A 20,293-nucleotide genomic window follows, 5' to 3' on the forward strand; every position below is an offset into this window, starting at 1 on the left:
AGCCAAGAATTTTCTATTTTCAATAATTTATCTATATTTGCATCCGCAAACGGGGAATTAGCTCAGTTGGCTAGAGCGTTTGAATGGCATTCAAAAGGTCGTCGGTTCGATTCCGATATTCTCCACAAAAAAGCAATTAACAGACTCATCATCAGTTAATTGCTTTTTTATTTATTTCTTGTTTCCGTCGTTTCACGAACAGCTAAAAAGTCTTTGCTTCTTACAAAACAATTCCCGCTATACTTTGACTAATCTCCCTTAACGCATGTCTCAATTTCTCTAACTCCTGTGTCGTAAATTTAGCAGGTTTACCATGTACTTTATTCCCGTTTATTCGTTGATATAACCATGAACTTGACTTCCCGAAATAAGTCCGGGACAAATCAGCCCATGAAATTGCCACCAACAGATCAGCCAGTTGTTTCTTCATACTCTGGGACTCTTTTGCCGTGTTCATTACCATTTCCATACTGTTGTTTTTTTTTATTCCCGACACCTCATAACTAAAGCTATGACAACGATTACCAGTGTTTGCAATCCTTTTTTCGTCTCGGTTTTCATGGTTGATTTATTCTTTAGGTATTTCCACTCCCTGCAACTCGTAAGCACGAAAGAAATAGTAAAACAATGCCTTGTGAATCTTTGTCAACCCTCGTTGATTAAAGATCCTATGTAGATTCGCATTATCGATGTTCACGCTTTTAGCAAGATCCGAATCCGTTAATCCAAACTTTGCTTGTTGCTCCTTTATCCATTCCACGGTAACACCCGGCATATTATCCGGGGTGTAAGGAACCGCTCCAATATACAATTTCATCCCATCAGGCAACACCCCATCGAAAACGCCCTTTACCCGTTCTCGCAATTCCTTAACCGATAAATATTTTGGAATATCATTCTCTTTTTGGGCAACTTTCACCATTACCGTGTTGTTTTCAAACCCCACGATACTTATAAAGATACGACCGTATCTCTTGTATTGCATATTAGACGTTTTCAACAATTCTTTTTGTTCTTCCGTCAACCATGGTAATAATTCAATTCCTTTCATGTCATTTTATTCTAGGGGTCGCCCAGTGGTTAATGATACAAATATAACTACATTTGTTCATTGAACAAATGTTTCATCAAATTATTAATACGGTTTCCACGTTTTATGGTTATTTGTCCAGCTTCCAGGCAATGCTCGTCGTCGAGCATAATTTCGAGCGTTACGTTGAGATTGAGTTACGGCATACTTGAAACCTCGTGTCGTTTTAGAGTTACCCATCAAGTTAGAAATCTCGTCCGTTATCGTGATTGCTGTTAAAGATGAATATTTATCTCTAACAATTTCTTTCAGTCGTTGAACTTGCGCCCACCAATACCCGGATAGCCATTGTTTAGATTGCCTTACGGTCTGCAAACTACCAGTTCTTTGATTTATTTCCAAACTGACGTCTGATCGTGAAACATCTTTCCCGACTCCCATATCAACAAAACGCCCGTACAAGTTAAACATCATAGCAAGCCAAAACTTATCATCACCGGAAGCGTGCAAAGAAAGTTTTCCTTTTTCTAAACTATCTCGCAGATGTTTTGCCTCCTTTCCCCACCCAAACGTGTCCATCCGCTGCAATAGTACCTTCATGGTTATTTCTGCCCATGCTTCAATCGTCGGGGATATATCAATTCCAGTCTGATTCATCGTACTCCAAGTTTACAGGGATGTCAATCGTGAACGTGAAGAAAATTCCTGCCGTTCCTCCGCTATATTCTCCCGGGACCTCGTCAAAAGAAACATGTTCCGTGTTCAAGTAAGTCAAGCATTCTTCAAATGGTAGACTTTCGAAATCTTCAAAACGGATGTTATCCGGATCCCACGGTTTCAACGGGTACATTACCGCACACAATTTATGCATAAACATTTTATTCTCATGGATATCACGACATTGATTATAATAAACCATTGCCGCAATAAACTCTCCAAAACATGCGTCGTACATCATCTGAATCCAAAAAATAGAACGAGGATTCAAAGCGTGTAAAACCAAAGAAAAAAAATACATTCTTGCCGAAAGATCAATCAAAGAGATTACAACTAAATTAAAAATTCCCGCTTCTTATATATTACTTAGGTTGTAAATTCCATTCTCCCGTTTTCGTGTCAAACACCCATTTCAAGCACTTCATATCCTTATTCCATTCCCGATATCGCCATCTCTCCACCTCCATAATCTCCCTCGCTCTCTCCATTCCAAAACGTTTTTCAAGACACTTCCACGCCTCCAATTCCGACATACCAGAATCATTCTCTCTCGATTGCTTTAAAGGCCTCCTTATCGCTGATCCGAAACCGACCGTCAGCATAACAACCCCGAATAATATCAATAAAAAAGCAATCATCTTAAAATCATTTTTGTATAATGCCGAACTTTATCTTATCTGCTTTAGATATAGTTGGAGCATCAACCATTCGCAATTTTATTTCTTCCACATCTTCCACACGTAATTTTCCTAAAACACAACTCGGACTTGCACAAAAATGTTTTTTTACTCCATTTAAATTAGACGGAATTAAATTATTACAATCAATTACCGAATCGTAATCCAAAAAACTATAAACCTCCTTTTTCAACTTTAAACAGCGATATTGTTTTTCCTGTTCCCGGTATACGTTCACATTCATAGTAGAATTTATTCTGACCGTTCCCACGAGTATTTCATCCTCGCAAACACCTACAATTACATGCCGTTTCCACTTGGGAGGCGTTGTCTTCCTATCAAATATCTTGAACACTACCCCTGGCTCGACAAACATCTTTGGAGCCCGAATATCACTAAATTCCGATAAAAGATCCCCTAATGTAGGCATTACAAAGAAGTCATTAACTGATAATCCGACATCACGTCTTCAATATAAGCAATTACTTCATCACTAGCTCCTTCCTCCTTTGCCATATCAAGAACTGAAATAACTCTCCCGTCCGCATTTTTATAAGCAAATTGATGCGATTTTTCTACCAATTCCTGAAAAGACAACTTACCGTTCTCCGCCACTGAAGCCTGCAAACACTCAATATCAGACTGAGACAATACATCCATATCAGCTTGCTCCGTCGCAAACACGATATTATTTTTCACGTTCAATGCCTCGTGAAAAGAAACAACATCACCTTCTCCTTTTACCCCATCGTATACCCTAGAAGGTACCGGACCATATGGCATGACGATATAATCATCCCCAAAAATTGGTCTCATATACTTCACTAGATGTTTTCTATCCGCAAAATACAAAATTTTAGCAAGTTTATGCTTGCCTACACTTCCCCCCAACTGTTGAATAACAAACAGCACCGCCGCTAAAGCTTTACGTTCATTAAATGGGAAATTTGTCATATTACAAAATGCATTATATTAATTTATTATACAAAGGTACGCGAAAAAAACTCGCAAAACAATAGCAAAACTTTTGCACGACAATAATTTAACATTCAAAACTAAACACCACTGACCAATCATTATACGCCCCTGCGATATTCCATTCCGGCTCTATCTCTATCGACGCACAATCCAAACATCTCAACAACACGTTTCCTCTACCCGCATTCCCGATCAACCTCTTCCTAATCTTCTTCGCCATAACCTGCAATTGTTCGTAACTCTCGAACTCATCTTCCGGCGAAATCGACACCTTCCCCAAATACTCCAACACGAACAAAAGCACCGTGTTATTATCACCCATGCTATCCTCGGTACACCTAACGGGTACACTGCCGCCAAGATCACACATAATACGATAACTGAATACCAAAAGCGATAAATAAAAAATGGGGCAGGTCACCATCACGGCCCTACCCCTATAAACTGAAATTTTCAAAAAATTGTCACGGAAATTGTAACAATATCTTTATATGTAACGTATGCTCTTACTTGTAAAGAGCCTCCGGTCTCTTTTCTTAAATCGTTTGCTCGATGAAATAAAAAAAGAACGCTAATAGCATACCGGAGGCTAACCCTTCTTATGCAACTAGCGTTCTTTATTTCATTCGAGCACTACAAATATAAGTATTAATTCTTTCGGTTGTAACAAATTGTTGTTATTTTTTTCTACTTTATCGTAAACCACTGTAATAAAATGACATCCTAAAATCAAGAATCAGAGTTCATCCATTATCTTCCAATCAAAGTCACCATAGCCTAACTCTACACAAAATTCCATATCATAATAAAAGCATCCGTTTCCAACAATGGAATCATGAAAATTAACAATCGTAACAGGAACAAATGATACAAACATCTTTTCTCGGAATTATTGTATCCCCGGGTATCGCGGTAATGACGCGAGATAGCACTATCTTGTCGCAAATCAAGCCGCACAGCATATAATTGAGAATATTCTTATCTTGTTTTCAAATTTAATTCTTATATTTGTGACTTCATAAGCCATGATTTTTTGGTTTAGTTAAACGCCGATCCTCGCACGGGAGAAACCCCACACACAATACTTTTCAGTTTCTCCCGTGCATTCTTATAATACATAACTCCTCGCGCATCTGCTTCCCAATCACCCGTATAGACATATCGACCTGTCTGAATCTAAAATTGGCACAGAATATGCTGCAATTATTTCCCGTAAAACCTAAAACAACAACAAAATGGAAGTTATTGCAGCACGTTCGATGAACGCTCTCTACATGTATCTGGACTTCGCTTTCCTGCTTTTCTTGGGTGCAATCCTTGTTTACACCAAAAGATACCTTGCCATTATCGTGGGGTTACTTGCCGGAGTGCTCTATTTTATAGTCGATTATGGCTATTTCTATCTTTATTTGGGTACCCGTTCGGTAGAAGGGGCTGATCCCTTTTGGTTTTTGCTCTGGTTAAGCATGAGTTACGGTTTCACGAACTTCGTGTGGATCTGGCTTTGGCTCGACCGGGATAAAAGGGCTCTCGAATGGTCGATACTCATCATCGCCTCATGGTTCACCTGCTCGCTTCTCAGCCAGAACTTCGGGGGCGGGTTCGCCCCGATATCCATATCGCGGGGAACCGGAGCGTATCACGGTATTATGGCATTAATCCTATTTGTCGGCTACGCCATACTCTGCATACATAACATAAAGACCAAAGACGAAAGCCAAAAAATCAACATCGTCTGGATACTCGCCATTGGCATTCTAGTGCAATTCGCATGGGAGTTCGTGCTTCTGGTAACGGGTATACGCAATCCCAGCTTCATGACCATTGTAGTAAATTCACTTCTGGAAACCAATCTCGGTTTACCCTACATGTACTTTATCCATCGGGCTGTAAACAAACGTTACCATGAAGATCTGACGAAAAGAACAAATACGCTTGCCGCGTAAAATACAATTTCGTAATTTAGCCAAAAATAAACGAACGAAGTTATGGCACAGGAGAGCACGGAGGAGAACCGGAAACTAACAAAGAAAATCAGGCCTTACAAGATCATATACCCCATCGTCATCGGCTTGGCGGTGGTATCCTACATGCTATACCGGGAATTCGACCCGAAAGCATTCGACATGATCACCTTCACGTGGAACACCGTGTTCTGGCTGTTCGTGGCTGTGCTCTGCATGGCAATCCGGGATTTCGGGTACGTGGTACGAATCAAAGTACTTTCGGGCGATAAACTCACGTGGATACAATCACTCCGCATCATCTTCCTGTGGGAATTTACCTCGGCGGTCACCCCCTCTGCCATCGGGGGAACCAGCCTCGCCATCCTCTTCGTGCACAAGGAAGGTATCGGCGTCGGGAAAAGCTCGGCAATGGTCATGGCAACCTCCTTTCTCGACGAACTGTACTTTATCATCATGTTCCCGATCATCCTTTTATGCGTGAACCACCAAGCCTTGTGGTATATGCCCGACACGACCAAGGCGGTCGCGGACAGCTTGATCGCTTTCGCGGCCATCGGTTACGGGGTGAAATTAGCCTACCTCCTCATATTGAGTTACGGGTTATTCAAAAATCCCCGGGGCCTCAAATGGTTGATCATGAAATTATTCAAATGGCGGATTCTTCGCAAATGGCGTCACGATGCCAACGAGGCGGGAACCGACATTATTCGTAATTCCCGTGAATTGCGGAAGATGCCCTTCTCCTTCTGGTTAAAAACCTTCGGGGCTACATTCTTCTCGTGGACTGCCCGTTACTGGGTTGTGAACGCCATTCTTGTAGCTTTTTGGTTCGGACGCTATGATTGGGCGCAACATTTTCTTATCTTTGCACGACAACTTGTCATGTGGATCATGATGTTGGTCAGCCCTACACCGGGAGGTAGTGGTTTCGCGGAATTTGTTTTCTCCAAGTATCTCGGGGAATTTCTACCGAGTGCGGGAGTTGCCATCGCGATGGCCATTCTCTGGAGACTCATCAGCTACTACCCTTACCTGTTTATAGGAGCGTTTATCGTACCCAAGTGGGTTGCCCGCAGTTTCGGGAAATCCGCCAAGCAAACGAAAAAATAAACAATTAAAGAGGAGAATGAACCATGGGACTATTTAAACAACCGGAATACAGACGCTTCAATCTGAAACCCCGTTACTGGGACCCCGAAGCGGAAGCCCGTAAAGAACGGGAGAAACGTATCCGTGCCGAACTGGAGCTCGCTGAAAACGGAACGGAATACGTCCCCGACGTGCGTGCCGGATTACAACGGGAATTTAATAAAAAGAGAGCTACACGTCCAAAGGCTGGATTAGGATACTCCACACGTTTGTTTCTCATATTAATTATCCTGCTCATGGTTGCTTTTTATCTGGTGACCTACAAGTTGGATGTAATCATGAAATTCTTCTAGGAGCGCAGGTATGGCAGATGTTATTCAATTATTACCCGATTCAGTGGCAAACCAGATTGCCGCGGGAGAAGTCGTGCAACGTCCGGCTTCCGTCGTGAAAGAATTGATGGAAAATTCCATTGACGCGGGAGCGACAAAGGTTCAGGTAATATTAAAGAACGCGGGAAAAGGATTCATTCAAATCATCGACGACGGGAAAGGAATGTCGCCGAGAGATTCCCGTATGGCATTCGAACGACACGCCACCTCCAAAATCTCTTGCGCCCAAGACTTATTTAACATACGCACCATGGGGTTCCGCGGAGAAGCCCTTGCCTCTATCGCTTCGGTGGCAGAAGTGGAATTACGTACCCGTCGGGAAGAAGACGAGCTGGGAACTTATCTTTTTGTCGCCGATTCCGAGTTAAAGAATCAGGAAAGCATCAGTTGTCCCCGCGGAACGAATATGCTCGTGAAAAACTTGTTTTACACGATCCCCGCCCGCCGGAAATTTCTGAAATCGGACAACACCGAATTGCGTAACATCACGACCGAATTTCTGCGGGTAGCCCTTGCCACACCCGAAGTGGCATTTACCTTGACAAACAACGGGAATGAAATATATAATCTTCCCGCATCCGGACTACGGCAACGTATCGTGAACGCCTTCGGCAAGGCGATCAATTCCAAACTACTCTCCGTGAATTGCGAAACCGGTATTGTCACCATCAACGGTTTTATCTGCGTGCCGCAGCATGCCCGTAAAACTTACGGGGAACAATATTTTTTCGTGAACGACCGCTTCATGAAGCACAACTTCTTCCACAAGGCACTCACGGAGGCCTACGCAGGACTGATCAGCGCAGACATGATCCCCTCGTATTTCTTGTATTTCACGGTAGACCCGTCTATTATAGACGTCAATATACACCCGACCAAAACCGAAATTAAATTTCAGGACGAGAGTGCTATTTTCCAGATTATCCTTGCCAGTGTCAAGGAAGCATTGGGAAAATTCAACGTGATCCCGACCATCGATTTTGACACGGCGGACAAAGTGGACTTCGTGCTACCCGACACCCCAATCGTGCCGAAAGTACCGAAAGTAAGCTATAACCCGAACTATAACCCGTTTAACTACTCCACCTCCATTTCAAAAGAGGATTCGGATTTCGAACAAAAAGCGAGAACGAGCGGAAGCAGCGGGGGCGGTAGCCAACGGGAGTACGAGCACCACCGCAAAGAACAGGTGCCCGCTAATTGGGACGCCCTCTTTGCCGGACTGGAGGATAAACAGGAAGAAATCCAAACCGAAATCCCGGAAATGGCGGAAAAACAGGAAGAGCACGAGGGCGTCATCTCATTCGTGCAAATGAAAGGTCGTTACATCGTGACCCCCGTTCATTCCGGCCTCATGTTTATCGATCAGAAACGGGCACACGAACGCATCCTGTTCGAGCGTTACAAGGAAACATTGTCCCACCAAGCCGCAGGAGGACAGAAAAGCCTGTTTCCCGAAACACTGGAATTATCGGCAGAAGATTTCATGCTCGTGAAAGACATTCTCGACGATCTCATGCTTTTAGGATTCGAGCTGGGAGAATTCGGGAAAAATTGTTATGCCATATATTCTACACCTCCCGACTTATCGACCTCACGAGGGAAAGAAGTTCTGATGAGCCTGATCGAGCATTACAAGAACACGGAAGGTTCCATCCGGGACAAGATGCGGGAACGAATCGCCCTCTCTTTGGCAAAAGCCGCCGCACTGGACTATAACACCCCGCTGGACAGACAAGAAATGAGTGATCTTTTTGACAACCTCTTCTCTTGCCGACACCCGAATTACACGGCCGACGGCAAAACTATCATCCACATCCTGAAAAACGAGGATGTGACCCAGTGGTTCAAATAAAAATCACTTGCTACTTTTCAGATAAGCGCGCAATACCTTCGCCGTTTCGGGATTCGATGGACGGGACATATCCGAATCGATAATCCGCCCGTCGGGACTGATCAGTATAAACCGCGGGATCCCCCGTATCATGTAAAAGTCCATAAAGGAACGATCGCTTCCCATGTACAATTGCACCTCGCCCTTCGGATTCTCCCGTACCCGTTTCTCCCACATGGCACGGTCTTTATCACAGGCAACGGCAATAAACACGATATTCTCGTTCTCGAACTCTTTTTCCAACTTCTCCCAATAAACATTTTCCGCCCGACAGGGTACTCCCCATGTCGCCCACACGTTGATAAAGAGATATTTCCCCCGGAAATCATCCAGTCTGAAAGCCTGCCCCGCCATATCCGTGAACACGAAATTCATAGCCGGCCTACCGGACACGATCTTCATACATCGCTCGTACCCGTCATAGAAACGCTTCCGCATCTTCACGTCTTTCACGTACGTGTCATACGTTCTCAAGATCGTTCCCATGTGTTCGTCCACTCCCGCACCCAACAAATAATTATAAGCGTAATGATCGATCAGAAATTCTATCAACGTACTGTTTGTCAGATTGTGAATCACGTAATCGAATTGTGCCGTCACCCGTTTGTAAGCGTCATACTCCTTCAACCGGGAGGTGCTGATTACCGAAACCAAAGAAGCCATACCCTCTTGGTATTCTTTCAATACCAACAATTTCTCGTCTTCCTTTATAAACCCTTTGACACTGTCAAGATAGGACGTATCGAGTTGATAATCCTTATTCCCCGTGCTCCACGCGTGATACAACGGATAATTTTCCAACACCGTGTAAGCCGAAAATTTTATCCGGTTACGCTCCATTTCCTTGAAAGCCTCGTCAAACTCCATCGTATCCAGATAATAAATCTGTTCTGCCACATGCTCCTTCAGTTGTTGCAAAAACTCTTCCCCATCCAACTCGTACTCGAAGGACTTATTCCTCGATTCCAGACTGTTCAAATAAATTGTTTTGGAAGCCCCGGTGCCCTCGAAACGCGTATTTCCTTTCGCGTGGTCACCGTACACATAAACGACCAATGATTTCCCATCCTCTATAAATAAAGGAATCCGGTCTTTCCCGTACCTCAAAGTGGCATACCCGTTTTCGCCCTCTTGCATGACCAATTTGGCATACCCCATCTCGTTCACGTCTATCACACGCTCGCTTCCGTTCATCACTAACTCCGGTTTCATCCCGGAAGTACCGACCAAATTCAACTCCATGACAGTTTTGCGGGTATTACAACACCACATCAAACAAATCATCACCAACAATATACCACCAATTTTACCCATCATCTAGCCTGCCTAGTTTACAATTTGCTAAATTAATAATAACTTCTTTTAACCTCGATTAATATTTAAACTTTAACTTTTTATTAACACTCAGCACCTTGTTATTTGTATTAAGTCTAAATAGTTTTACAGTTTATTAAAACAAGCAACAACATGAACAAAATGGACAAAAAACAAGCCTTGCATTACCATGCCATGGGACGACCGGGAAAGATAGAAGTCATTCCCACTAAGCCACATAGCACTCAATATGACCTTTCATTAGCCTATTCTCCGGGGGTAGCCGAACCCTGTCTGGAAATCCAGAAGAACCAGACCGACGCTTACAAATATACCGCCAAAAGTAATCTCGTGGCAGTCATTTCCAACGGAACCGCCGTACTCGGCTTGGGGGATATCGGAGCCCTCTCCGGTAAACCCGTTATGGAAGGAAAAGGCCTGCTATTTAAAATATTCGCCGACATCGATGTATTCGATATCGAGGTAGACACGAAAGACGTTGACAAATTCATCGAAACGGTCAAAATGATTGCCCCGACCTTCGGTGGAATCAACTTGGAAGACATCAAAGCTCCCGAGTGTTTCGAGATCGAACGCCGCCTGAAAGAGGAACTGGATATCCCCGTGATGCACGACGACCAACACGGCACGGCAATCATCTCGGCTGCCGGCCTACTCAACGCGCTTGAACTGAACGGCAAAAAGATAGACACCGTCCGCGTGGTTGTCAATGGCGCCGGAGCTGCGGCAATCTCGTGTGCCCGCCTGTACAAAGCTCTCGGGGTAAAGAAAGAGAACATGCTCATGTGCGACAGCAAAGGAGTCATCTACTCCGGCAGGGCGGGACTCAATGCAGAGAAAGAAGAATTCGCCGTGGAAACTTCCGCACGCACATTGCAAGAGGCTCTCGTCGGGGCTGACATGTTCCTTGGACTTTCCGTGGCAGATATTCTGTCAGAGGAAATGATCCAAAGCATGGCAAAAGACCCGATCGTCTTCGCCTTGGCAAACCCGAATCCGGAAATCAGCTACGAGAAAGCCATTCACAGCCGCCCCGATATCATTTTCGCCACCGGACGTTCGGACTACCCGAACCAGATCAACAACGTACTCGGCTTCCCGTATATCTTCCGGGGTGCACTCGACGTGCAAGCCCGGGGAATCAACGAGGAGATGAAATTAGCTGCCACTTACGCACTGGCAAAACTGACCAAAGAACCCGTGCCCGAGAACGTGAAAATGGCGTACAACGATCCTTCACTGGCATTCGACAGGAATTACATCATCCCGAAGCCTTTGGACGGCCGTCTTATCAGCCGGATTGCACCCGCCGTGGCAAAAGCCGCCATCGAATCGGGTGTTGCACGCAAGGAAATCACCGACTGGGAAACCTATCAGGATCAACTGGAAAAGAGAATGGGACAGGACGAACGTTTGATGCGGAGAATGACACGCAAGGCAAAAACAAATCCCAAACGCATTGTTTTCGCGGAAGGTGCCGACATCAAAACCCTCATGGCGGTACAGGAAATCCTCTCCGAACAGATAGCACACCCGATACTCATCGGCTCCCGCGAAGAGATCAAAGCCCTGCAAAAGCAATACAAACTGGAACTGCCGGAATTCACGATATTCGATCCCGCCCGGGAAACCGAAAGAATAACCCGTTACACCCAGCTTTACTACGAGAAAAGACAACGCAAAGGAGTGACTCTGGAACAAGCCAGAACAGGCATGAAAAACCCGAACTTCATCGGACTCATGATGGTGGAATCCGGTGATGCCGACGGCTTTATTTCCGGTGTTCATTCCGACTATCATGACGTGCTTCGCGCAGCAAAGGATATCATCGGGTTACGGGCTTGCTGCAAATATGCCGTGGGTATGCATATCGTCACGAACAAAAAAGGAACCTATTTTCTGGCTGATACCACGGTAAACAGTCACCCATCAGCCGACACGCTGGAATGTGTAACCGTCCTGACTTACGAGGCGGTGAAACAATTCAACGTGGAACCCGTGGTGGCACTCACCTCCTATTCTAACTTCGGCGAGTACAAACTGGGAAGCCCGGCACAGATACAAGAAGCCGTGGAAGTCCTGCAACGCAAATACCCGGAGATACTCGTGGACGGGGAGATGTCCGCTTCCGTTGCCTTCAACAAAGAGCTGCGACAAGCCCGCTACCCCTTCTCCCCGTTAGCAGACAAGGATGTAAACACCATTATTTTCCCGAACCTCAGTTCCGGTAGCATCGCCTTGGGCGTACTGCAAGAACTCGGCAACAACGAGATCATCGGTCCCGTGCTATTGGGCTTGAACAAACCCGTGCATATCTTACAAATGGGATGCAGCGTAAGGGACATCGTTTATATGACTACCCTCGCCGTCACCGATGCCCAAAAGGAAACACCGGTGGATATGTGCAGAATTTAATGATTTATGATTTTAGATTTACGATTTATGATTGAAGGAAATACTTGAATCATAAATCGTAAATCTAAAATCACAAATTACTTCACCGGAATCTTCTCTATCCTCCTCTGGTGGCGACCGCCTTCAAAACCGGTAGCAAGAAATGTATCTATTATCGCCTGTGCTTCCTCGTAAGCGATAAAGCGGGCGGGGATACTCACCACGTTAGCGTTATTATGCTGGCGTGCCAAAGCGGCAAGTTCCGTGTTCCAGCATAAAGCGCAACGGATTCCCTGATGCTTGTTCACGGTCATGGAAATACCGTTACCACTTCCGCACAACACGATTCCTTTCTCGTGTTCTCCCGCTTCCACGGCAAAAGCCAACGGGTGTGCCGTATCCGGGTAATCCATACTCTCGGTGGAGTGTGTCCCGTAATCTTTTACTTCATATCCTTTCTCCCGAAGATACTTCACTAATCTCTCTTTGTACTCGTAACCCGCGTGGTCACATGCTATCCCTATTTTCATCTTATTTAAAATTAACGCTACCCCGGTAGCCATATTATACATTCCCTACAAAGGTAAAAAATAGTCACAAATTAACAGGTTGCAAACCACAAGTTTTTTCTCGAACTTGTAACCTGCAACCTGTCAACCTGTAACTTAAAAAGGGTTCCTCAAGAACCCTTCTTAATATCATCAAAGAATCAATTTATATCCTTTTCCGTGAACATTGATAATCTCCACTGACGGATCTTTCTTCAAATGCTTACGCAATTTCGTGATATAAACATCCATACTTCTGGCATTAAAGTAATTGTCATCAGCCCAGATATTTTTCAAAGCATAGTTTCTCTCCAGCACTTTATTTACATTCAAGCACAATAAACGGAGCAACTCTGATTCTTTTGTAGTCAGCTTTTGTTCTTCTTCGCCGTCAAACAAAGTTTGTTTCTTGGAATTGAAGGTCAATTTACCAATTTTAAAGATTTCCTGCTCGTCTTCAGGTTTCAACCCGGTTGATCTTCTCAACACGGCCTCGATACGAAGCAACAACTCTTCCATACTGAAAGGTTTGCTCATATAATCGTCGGCACCCAGTTTGAATCCTTCCAACACGTCCTCTTTCATTGATTTAGCTGTCAAGAAAATAATTGGAATTTCGCTATTAATCTGCCTTACTTCTTTCGCTAATGTAAATCCATCTTTTTTAGGCATCATCACGTCGAAAATGCAAATATCAAACGGTTCGTTCAAGAACGTTTCATACGCAATTTCTCCATCCTCACATAAAATAGTTTCAAAACCTTTAGCTCTTAAATACTCTTTAAGAAGCATACCCAGATTGGTGTCATCCTCTGCCAATAAAATTTTAATTTTCTCATCCATAGCTATGTTGTTTTTAATAATTCGTGTTGATTTTCATTATTCTCTTTTCTAATTTGTCTGAAAAAATATACGAAATTAGAAAAATAAAGTTCTCTTTATCTTTTGCTTTTTTACAGTTAATGGTAAAATAATATCAAAACAGCTACCCTTTTCCGGGGAACTTTCCACATCAATCCTTCCACCGTGAGCCTCAACAATTTTCTTCACGTATGACAGTCCCAAGCCGAAACCTTTCACGTCATGCAAATTTCCTGTTGACACCCGGTAGAATCGTTCGAAGATTAGCTTCTGATCTTTCTTAGCAATTCCTATGCCATTATCGATCACACTTATTACAATTTCTTTATCTTTATTACGTGTATAGATGGTAATTTCCGGTGGTTTTACACAATATTTAATAGCGTTATCCACCAAATTGGAAATCACGTTTGTTACATGTACCTCATCCGCCAGCACCTCATCCTGCTCCGCCTCCAAATAAGCCGAAAACTTTCCGCCTTTATCTTCCACGCGCAAACTGAATTTAGGCAACAAATCCTCTATCAGTTGATTCATATTAATATTCTTCAACTTCAGCTTCATCCGGGTTTCCGTGAATAAAGCGGTCTGTAACACACGCTCGACTTGGAAGGTCAGACGCTTGCTCTCGTCGCGGATAATCGTCGCTATCCTATCGACCGAATCCGGAGTATTCGTCACCGCACCGTCTTTCAACATCTGGGATGCTAAAGAGATCGTGGCAATCGGCGTTTTGAACTCGTGTGTCATATTATTAATAAAATCATTCTTGATCACTGACAACTTTTTCTGCCGTACAATGACAATTAGGCAGAACACCCCACAAAAGACAATCACGATCGTGATAATCAATCCCGGCAATATCATCCAGAGCGAACCCGCCGTGTCGGAAGAAGCATCCGGGAATTTCAAGTACAACACGGCAGAATTTACCTCACCCGGGAATATCTTCCGGTTAAAAGTGACATCGGACGCCTGACTCAAAAAATTGGCGGAACTCAATATAAACTTACCATTCTCTTTTATACCGAACTCGAAACGGGAGCGCACACCCGCATCTTTCAACGTATTACCGATAAAACCGTACAGGTTGTCCAAATCCACCCGACCTTCAATCTGATGTTTATCCTCTTTCCCCTCGGGCACTAATTTGTAATCTTCTCCCGTGCGTTCCTTAAGCGCTTGCCGCAATTTCAAAATAGAAGTTTCCAGATTATCCTCTTTAAACTTACTTCCCACGAAATCGCTTATATCCTGCACGTCAGAATCGTCGTCCACCGAAACTAAAGTTGACCCCAACATCAACGCGACATCATTCTTTGACGCCACCAAACGCTTGGGATCGATATACATGGGTGCATTCAGCACGAGTCCCGACTTTTTTGCCTGCAACAAATTCTGATCCTGCACAAATCTCCCCGACTCTTCTTTCTGGCGGATATAATCGACGACTTCATCCATGGCACGGTTCACCGTGAAAAAGAATTGCTCTCTTTTCACATCGTAAGCCGTCTGGAAGTAACTCGCTTGGAGAATAACCAACCCCAGCAAAGAAATGCCAAACACAATCCCTAATATGATTATCTGTTGCTTTCTCATACATGCAAATTTAACAATTCGATTTTAACAATTAGCACGCTTAATAAAATTTAACTAAACTATAACTATTTGACATTCTATCAATTTTTATCAAATTCATAAAACAACGCCATTTTCAGCACTCGTACTTAACATTTAACATTTGTGAAACTTCTAAAAACACTCAACGGTTCAACAACTTACACTTAAAAAAGTGTTGCTTGCCAATCATCTTTCCTTCTATCTTTTCTTAAATGCTTATAAGCCAAATCCGTGACCTCTCTACCTCTGGGTGTCCGCTTCAAAAATCCTTCCTTGATCAAAAATGGCTCGTACACCTCTTCCAATGTACCCGGATCTTCACTCACCGCCGTGGCAATCGTGGTCAATCCCACGGGACCTCCCTTGAATTTATCGATAATCGTCAACAATATCTTATTATCCATATCGTCCAACCCGAACTTATCGATATTCAACGCTTCCAAAGCATACGTGGTAATCTCGTGATCCACCACCCCGTTCCCTTTCACCATCGCGAAGTCACGCACCCGACGTAACAAAGCGTTCGCTATACGAGGCGTACCCCGGCTACGGGTTGCGATTTCTTTGGATGCCTGACTCGTGATCTTTGTCCTCAATATGGCGGCAGAGCGCTCCACGATTCCGGTCAACACGTCCAGATCATAATACTCCAGATGACTGTTAATCCCGAAACGAGCCCTTAACGGGGCTGTCAGCAACCCGCTACGAGTTGTCGCCCCAATCAGGGTAAACGGACTCAATTGAATTTGCACCGAACGAGCCGCAGGCCCCTTATCAATCATGATATCGATCTTGAAATCCTCCATGGCCGAGTACAAATATTCCTCCACGATCGGACTCAACCGATGAATTTCATCAATAAACAACACGTCATTCGGTTCCAGATTGGTCAGCAACCCGGCCAAATCTCCCGGCTTATCCAACACCGGACCGGAAGTAATCTTTATCCCCACACCCAACTCGTTGGCAATAATTGCCGACAGAGTTGTTTTTCCCAACCCGGGAGGTCCATGCAACAGGACATGATCAAGCGATTCACCCCGCATCTTGGCAGCCTGCACGAAAATCTCCAAGTTCTCAACAATTTTCTTCTGTCCCCGAAAATCACCGAAACTCAGAGGCCGTAACGCTTTCTCCAGCTCCTTCTCACCATCAGGTACGCTCCCGTTTCTTATATCAAAACTTCCCATGAAACTAATCCATTTAAGATTTACGATTGTCTTTGCAAATTCAATTGGTAAATGTACAACAAAACAATTGAAAATGGAAAATTGAAAATGGAAAATGAAATTACCCGATCGGAAATCACAGAATCAGTAAATCTTAAATCTTAAATCATAAATAGCGTTAGCATGCGCACAGGCTACCGTTCTCTTTTTCTTGCAAAAAACTCCTTCACCAAATCCCCGCACTCTTCCGCCAGCACGCCTCCGCTGACTTTCGTCTTCGGGTGCAACACCGAAGGAGTGAGCCGGGCATATCCCCGGTGCGGATCGGCAGCCCCGTAAACCAATTCGCCTAATTGCGCCCACGCCAACGCCCCACCGCACATCACACAAGGCTCCATAGTCACGTAAAGCGTACAGTCATTCAAATATTTTCCGCCTAACATGGATGTTGCCGACGTTATTGCCAACATTTCGGCGTGCGCCGTCACGTCATTCAGCCGTTCGGTTTGATTATGTGCCCGTGCTATCACCCGATCCTTGCATACCACCACGGCACCCACGGGAATTTCCCCTTCTTCTTCCGCCAGTTTGGCCTCTTCCAAAGCTTTCCGCATAAACATCTCGTGCTTATCCATCATACCTATATATTATATCATTTTTTATTCCGAATTTTTACCCACACAATCCACGTGTAAACCATGAGCACGCCAAGCACCCCTATCGTCGCGACCAACGCGAATATCAACCACCAATTCGTTTCCTCCTGCTTTTGACTCATGGCCTCGATCTCTTGAAGCAACTTCCGATTCTTGTAATTCTGCAACACGTTCCTGTAACGCCCCTCCTCGTTCAACACTTGATACAGATCCATTATCGAATCATGCCGACGGAATGCCTCGTGCAATTCCGCCTTTCCTTCCAGATGTGCATAATACTCGCACAACTGCTCCAACACGTCCATCTGCGCCCGCAGACTTTCCGGCGTCTCCGCCTCTCTTCGACTTACTTGTTCAAGATGCTCCAAAGCCTCCGCCTGTTCCCCGTTATCCCATAAACAACGGGCATAATTCAAATGGTTTTTGAAACTCACTTTGGGTGTCCTTAAGCCTTTCTCCCGGGCATATTGATCATATAAATCTATCGCGGACTTAAAATAAACCAAGGCGGAATCACGCGTTTCCTCCTTCAAAAAAGAGTCGGCAATTCGCCCCAACAACGTATTACGCAGCCCCGGTCGTTTTTCCTCTCTCAATGCCTCTTTCAATATTACCCTAGCCTCCGCGTGCCTTCCCAATCCGGTATAAGCCTCAGCCACCTGTATCCCGTAACGCCCGAGACCGGCCGTATCCGGCAAATTTTTCAAAACCGCCCCGTACAAACGCAACGCCTCATCGTAACGTCCCAATCTCTTCAAGCTCGCCGCCATTTGTTCGAAAAAGGGACGCACATCTTTTTTATACCTCACTTTTCCCAACAACCGATAAGCCTCTTCATAACAAGCATATTGCTCTTCAAACTCCTCCAACACCCCGTAAAGCGTTGCCTTAAAACACCACATCTCAATCTCCTCCTTCGTGTCCCCCATCCCCCGGTACATAGTTATCGCTTTCTCGATAGCGCCAAATGCCCGTTCAATATCTATCGCCTTGTAAAACCGTGCTTTTAAAAAATAGAACTCCGCCTCTTCCTCCTGTACAAACACCACCTTTGAATTTGCCCTGCCGATAAAATGAATCGCCTCTTCCACGCAATCATCTCGCAACACAAGAGTCCCGTACAGTCGCACCAGTTCCAAAGTTGCTCTGTTCTTCACCTCCCGTGACCCGATCCGGTTTGCCTCCTGCAAATACTCCTTCGCTTTTTTAAGTTGTTCCGTCTTCATGGAATAATTCGTTCCCGCCACCAATAACACTTTTGCCCGCAGAAACTTAGGCAACTTCGCGGAAGACTCAACCAATGAATCAAACACAGGCGTCATCATGACAGAGTTCTTCAACTCGTCACACAACTCCTCCATTTTAGCTTTCTCGCTTCTCCGGCACCCTTGCAAGATCAAGAAAACAAACAGACCTATAAGCAACAAAATGCCATTTCGTCTCATACTGCATTATTTTCGTAACGGCTACAGACTACTGTCTTCGCGCATCAATACACACGACCGGTATTCATCAGGCTAACCTTTTTACCTGCAAATCCGTAACATCTTATACGGGTGGTAAAAATCTGCATTTTCCTTGACTGATGCAAATTTTCGTCCCTGTTTTTTCATTTTGATATAATTTTATACGTATCTTTATCTGTCAATTAAGTAATCTATTCATTAAAATAACAATTGCTATGCAGACAATTGATAATTACAACTTTAAAAACAAGCGGGCACTTATCCGCGTGGACTTCAACGTGCCGTTAAATGACAAATTCGAGATCACCGACGATACCCGCATGCGGGCAGCCGTTCCCACGATCAAAAAAGTGTTGGCAGGCGGTGGTTCCGTCATCTTGATGTCCCACCTCGGACGCCCGAAAAACGGACCCGAAGACAAATTTTCACTAAAACATATCTTGAAACATCTGGAAGAATTACTGGGTGTTCCCGTGAAATTCGCGGATGACTGCATCGGCGAAAGCGCGAAAGAGCAGGCTGCCGCGCTAAAACCCGGCGAAGTACTCTTGTTGGAAAACCTCCGTTTCTACAAAGAAGAGGAGAAAGGCGACGAAGGCTTTGCTCAAAAACTGGCTTCCCTTGGCGACGTGTGGATCAACGATGCATTCGGAACCGCCCACCGCGCTCATGCTTCTACTGCCGTTATCGCCAAGTTCTTCCCGAATGACAAACTATTCGGTTACGTGATGAAGGGAGAATTGGAAAGCGTTGACAGAGTGATGCACAACCCCGTTCGCCCGTTCACCGCTATCATGGGTGGTTCAAAAGTATCTTCCAAGATCGACATCATCATGAACTTAATGGATAAGGTCGACAACCTCATCCTCGGTGGCGGAATGACCTACACGTTCAAGAAAGCCTTGGGCGGTCATATCGGAACCTCTATCTGCGAAGATGACAAACTCGACTTGGCTCTTGAAATCATGAAAATTGCCAAAGAAAAAGGTGTAAACCTCGTGTTAGCTACCGACACTGTCGCCGGCGATGCTTTCAGCAACGACGCCAACACACAATTGGTATCTTCCATGGAAATACCCGACGGCTGGGAAGGTTTGGACATCGGTCCGGAAACCATCGCCACGTTCTCGAAAATCATCGAGAAATCCAAAACCATCCTTTGGAACGGTCCCGTGGGAGTTTTCGAAATGCCTAAATTCGCCGTGGGAACGAAAGCAATCGCTGACGCCATCGTGAAAGCTACCGCCAAAGGCGCCTTCACACTCATCGGAGGCGGTGACTCCGTGGCTGCCATCAACCAATTCGGGCTTGCAGACAAAGTGAGTTACGTATCCACCGGAGGCGGTGCATTGCTCGAATACATCGAAGGAAAAGAATTACCGGGTATTACCGCAATCCGCGGGAAATAATCCCAAGTAAAATACTCAAAGAAATAAAACAGGGGCTGTCAATTCATTTTTGAACAGCCCCTGCTTTTCACTCTAACAAAGAATACGACTA

The 20,293-nt window shown here is 44.7% G+C and carries 21 protein-coding genes and 1 tRNA gene; 7 read left to right on the plus strand and 15 right to left on the minus strand.

The window, feature by feature from the left end; genetic code table 11:
• The first annotated feature begins 51 nt into the window (after positions 1-51).
• Positions 52-125, plus strand: a tRNA-Ala gene (locus Q5866_RS03650).
• A gap of 95 nt (positions 126-220) precedes the next feature.
• On the opposite strand, the gene Q5866_RS03655 is transcribed toward Q5866_RS03650, so the two are convergent.
• The 8 genes from Q5866_RS03655 to Q5866_RS03690 all read right to left on the minus strand — a co-directional run bounded on the left by Q5866_RS03655 (position 221) and on the right by Q5866_RS03690 (position 3,772).
• Entirely contained in the window at positions 221-469 is a 249-nt protein-coding gene (locus tag Q5866_RS03655) for a DUF5053 domain-containing protein (RefSeq protein WP_303178868.1), read from the minus strand.
• 99 nt (positions 470-568) lie between these two features.
• A complete protein-coding gene (locus tag Q5866_RS03660) occupies positions 569-1,051 on the minus strand; it encodes a hypothetical protein (protein WP_303178870.1) in 483 nt (160 codons plus the stop codon).
• A gap of 84 nt (positions 1,052-1,135) precedes the next feature.
• A complete protein-coding gene (locus Q5866_RS03665) occupies positions 1,136-1,687 on the minus strand; it encodes a hypothetical protein (protein ID WP_303178871.1) in 552 nt (183 codons plus the stop codon).
• On the minus strand, positions 1,668-1,988 hold the full coding sequence (locus tag Q5866_RS03670; RefSeq protein ID WP_303178873.1) for a hypothetical protein: 321 nt from the start codon (positions 1,986-1,988) through the stop codon (positions 1,668-1,670). The genes Q5866_RS03665 and Q5866_RS03670 overlap by 20 nt, the downstream gene beginning before the upstream one ends.
• A gap of 121 nt (positions 1,989-2,109) precedes the next feature.
• A complete protein-coding gene (locus Q5866_RS03675) occupies positions 2,110-2,385 on the minus strand; it encodes a hypothetical protein (RefSeq protein ID WP_303178874.1) in 276 nt (91 codons plus the stop codon).
• 7 nt (positions 2,386-2,392) lie between these two features.
• Positions 2,393-2,854: a hypothetical protein gene (locus tag Q5866_RS03680; protein WP_303178876.1), complete on the minus strand. Its 462-nt coding sequence runs from the start codon at positions 2,852-2,854 to the stop codon at positions 2,393-2,395.
• Complete coding sequence (locus tag Q5866_RS03685; RefSeq protein ID WP_303178877.1) at positions 2,854-3,378, minus strand: Panacea domain-containing protein; 525 nt, start codon at positions 3,376-3,378, stop codon at positions 2,854-2,856. Before Q5866_RS03685 ends, Q5866_RS03680 begins: the two co-directional genes overlap by 1 nt.
• Before the next feature lie 88 nt (positions 3,379-3,466).
• Positions 3,467-3,772: a hypothetical protein gene (locus tag Q5866_RS03690; RefSeq protein ID WP_303178879.1), complete on the minus strand. Its 306-nt coding sequence runs from the start codon at positions 3,770-3,772 to the stop codon at positions 3,467-3,469.
• An 865-nt stretch (positions 3,773-4,637) separates the two neighbouring features.
• Here Q5866_RS03690 and Q5866_RS03695 point away from each other — a divergent pair.
• The 4 genes from Q5866_RS03695 to mutL are packed head-to-tail and all read left to right on the plus strand — an operon-like array spanning position 4,638 to position 8,705.
• Positions 4,638-5,348: a hypothetical protein gene (locus Q5866_RS03695; protein ID WP_303178880.1), complete on the plus strand. Its 711-nt coding sequence runs from the start codon at positions 4,638-4,640 to the stop codon at positions 5,346-5,348.
• 42 nt (positions 5,349-5,390) lie between these two features.
• Positions 5,391-6,479 carry a lysylphosphatidylglycerol synthase transmembrane domain-containing protein gene (locus Q5866_RS03700; protein WP_292267913.1) on the plus strand — a complete coding sequence of 363 codons (1,089 nt, stop codon included), beginning with the start codon at positions 5,391-5,393 and terminating at the stop codon, positions 6,477-6,479.
• Positions 6,480-6,502: 23 nt separating this feature from the next.
• Positions 6,503-6,811 carry a hypothetical protein gene (locus Q5866_RS03705; RefSeq protein WP_303178883.1) on the plus strand — a complete coding sequence of 103 codons (309 nt, stop codon included), beginning with the start codon at positions 6,503-6,505 and terminating at the stop codon, positions 6,809-6,811.
• 10 nt (positions 6,812-6,821) lie between these two features.
• Positions 6,822-8,705, plus strand: coding sequence for a DNA mismatch repair endonuclease MutL (mutL, locus tag Q5866_RS03710; RefSeq protein ID WP_099290920.1), 1,884 nt, complete (start codon positions 6,822-6,824; stop codon positions 8,703-8,705).
• Between the two features lie 3 nt (positions 8,706-8,708).
• Here the strand turns inward: mutL and Q5866_RS03715 are convergent, their stop codons facing one another.
• On the minus strand, positions 8,709-10,061 hold the full coding sequence (locus tag Q5866_RS03715) for a redoxin family protein (protein WP_099290921.1): 1,353 nt from the start codon (positions 10,059-10,061) through the stop codon (positions 8,709-8,711).
• 150 nt (positions 10,062-10,211) lie between these two features.
• On the opposite strand from Q5866_RS03715, the gene Q5866_RS03720 reads away from it, so the two are divergent.
• The gene (locus Q5866_RS03720; RefSeq protein WP_099290922.1) at positions 10,212-12,494 is read left to right on the plus strand and encodes an NADP-dependent malic enzyme; all 2,283 of its coding nucleotides are present in this window, start codon (positions 10,212-10,214) and stop codon (positions 12,492-12,494) included.
• 77 nt (positions 12,495-12,571) lie between these two features.
• Here Q5866_RS03720 and rpiB read toward each other — a convergent pair whose 3' ends face one another.
• The 6 genes from rpiB to Q5866_RS03750 form a co-directional block, all read right to left on the minus strand.
• A complete protein-coding gene (gene rpiB / locus Q5866_RS03725; protein ID WP_303178888.1) occupies positions 12,572-13,003 on the minus strand; it encodes a ribose 5-phosphate isomerase B in 432 nt (143 codons plus the stop codon).
• A gap of 171 nt (positions 13,004-13,174) precedes the next feature.
• Positions 13,175-13,864, minus strand: a complete 690-nt coding sequence (locus tag Q5866_RS03730) for a response regulator transcription factor (protein ID WP_099290923.1) — start codon at positions 13,862-13,864, stop codon at positions 13,175-13,177.
• Positions 13,865-13,939: 75 nt separating this feature from the next.
• Positions 13,940-15,481 (minus strand): sensor histidine kinase KdpD, encoded by a 1,542-nt coding sequence (locus tag Q5866_RS03735; protein ID WP_303178891.1) that lies wholly within the window; start codon positions 15,479-15,481, stop codon positions 13,940-13,942.
• 185 nt (positions 15,482-15,666) lie between these two features.
• Positions 15,667-16,692 (minus strand): Holliday junction branch migration DNA helicase RuvB, encoded by a 1,026-nt coding sequence (gene ruvB / locus Q5866_RS03740; RefSeq protein ID WP_099290925.1) that lies wholly within the window; start codon positions 16,690-16,692, stop codon positions 15,667-15,669.
• 173 nt (positions 16,693-16,865) lie between these two features.
• Positions 16,866-17,306 carry a nucleoside deaminase gene (locus Q5866_RS03745; protein ID WP_099291815.1) on the minus strand — a complete coding sequence of 147 codons (441 nt, stop codon included), beginning with the start codon at positions 17,304-17,306 and terminating at the stop codon, positions 16,866-16,868.
• Positions 17,307-17,323: 17 nt separating this feature from the next.
• Entirely contained in the window at positions 17,324-18,772 is a 1,449-nt protein-coding gene (locus Q5866_RS03750; RefSeq protein WP_303178894.1) for a tetratricopeptide repeat protein, read from the minus strand.
• Positions 18,773-19,008: 236 nt separating this feature from the next.
• Between Q5866_RS03750 and pgk the strand changes: the two genes are divergently transcribed.
• Positions 19,009-20,202 carry a phosphoglycerate kinase gene (gene pgk, locus Q5866_RS03755; RefSeq protein WP_303178896.1) on the plus strand — a complete coding sequence of 398 codons (1,194 nt, stop codon included), beginning with the start codon at positions 19,009-19,011 and terminating at the stop codon, positions 20,200-20,202.
• The last annotated feature ends 91 nt before the right edge of the window (positions 20,203-20,293 follow it).

This window comes from uncultured Butyricimonas sp. (assembly GCF_959596855.1).
Taxonomy (GTDB): domain Bacteria; phylum Bacteroidota; class Bacteroidia; order Bacteroidales; family Marinifilaceae; genus Butyricimonas; species Butyricimonas muris.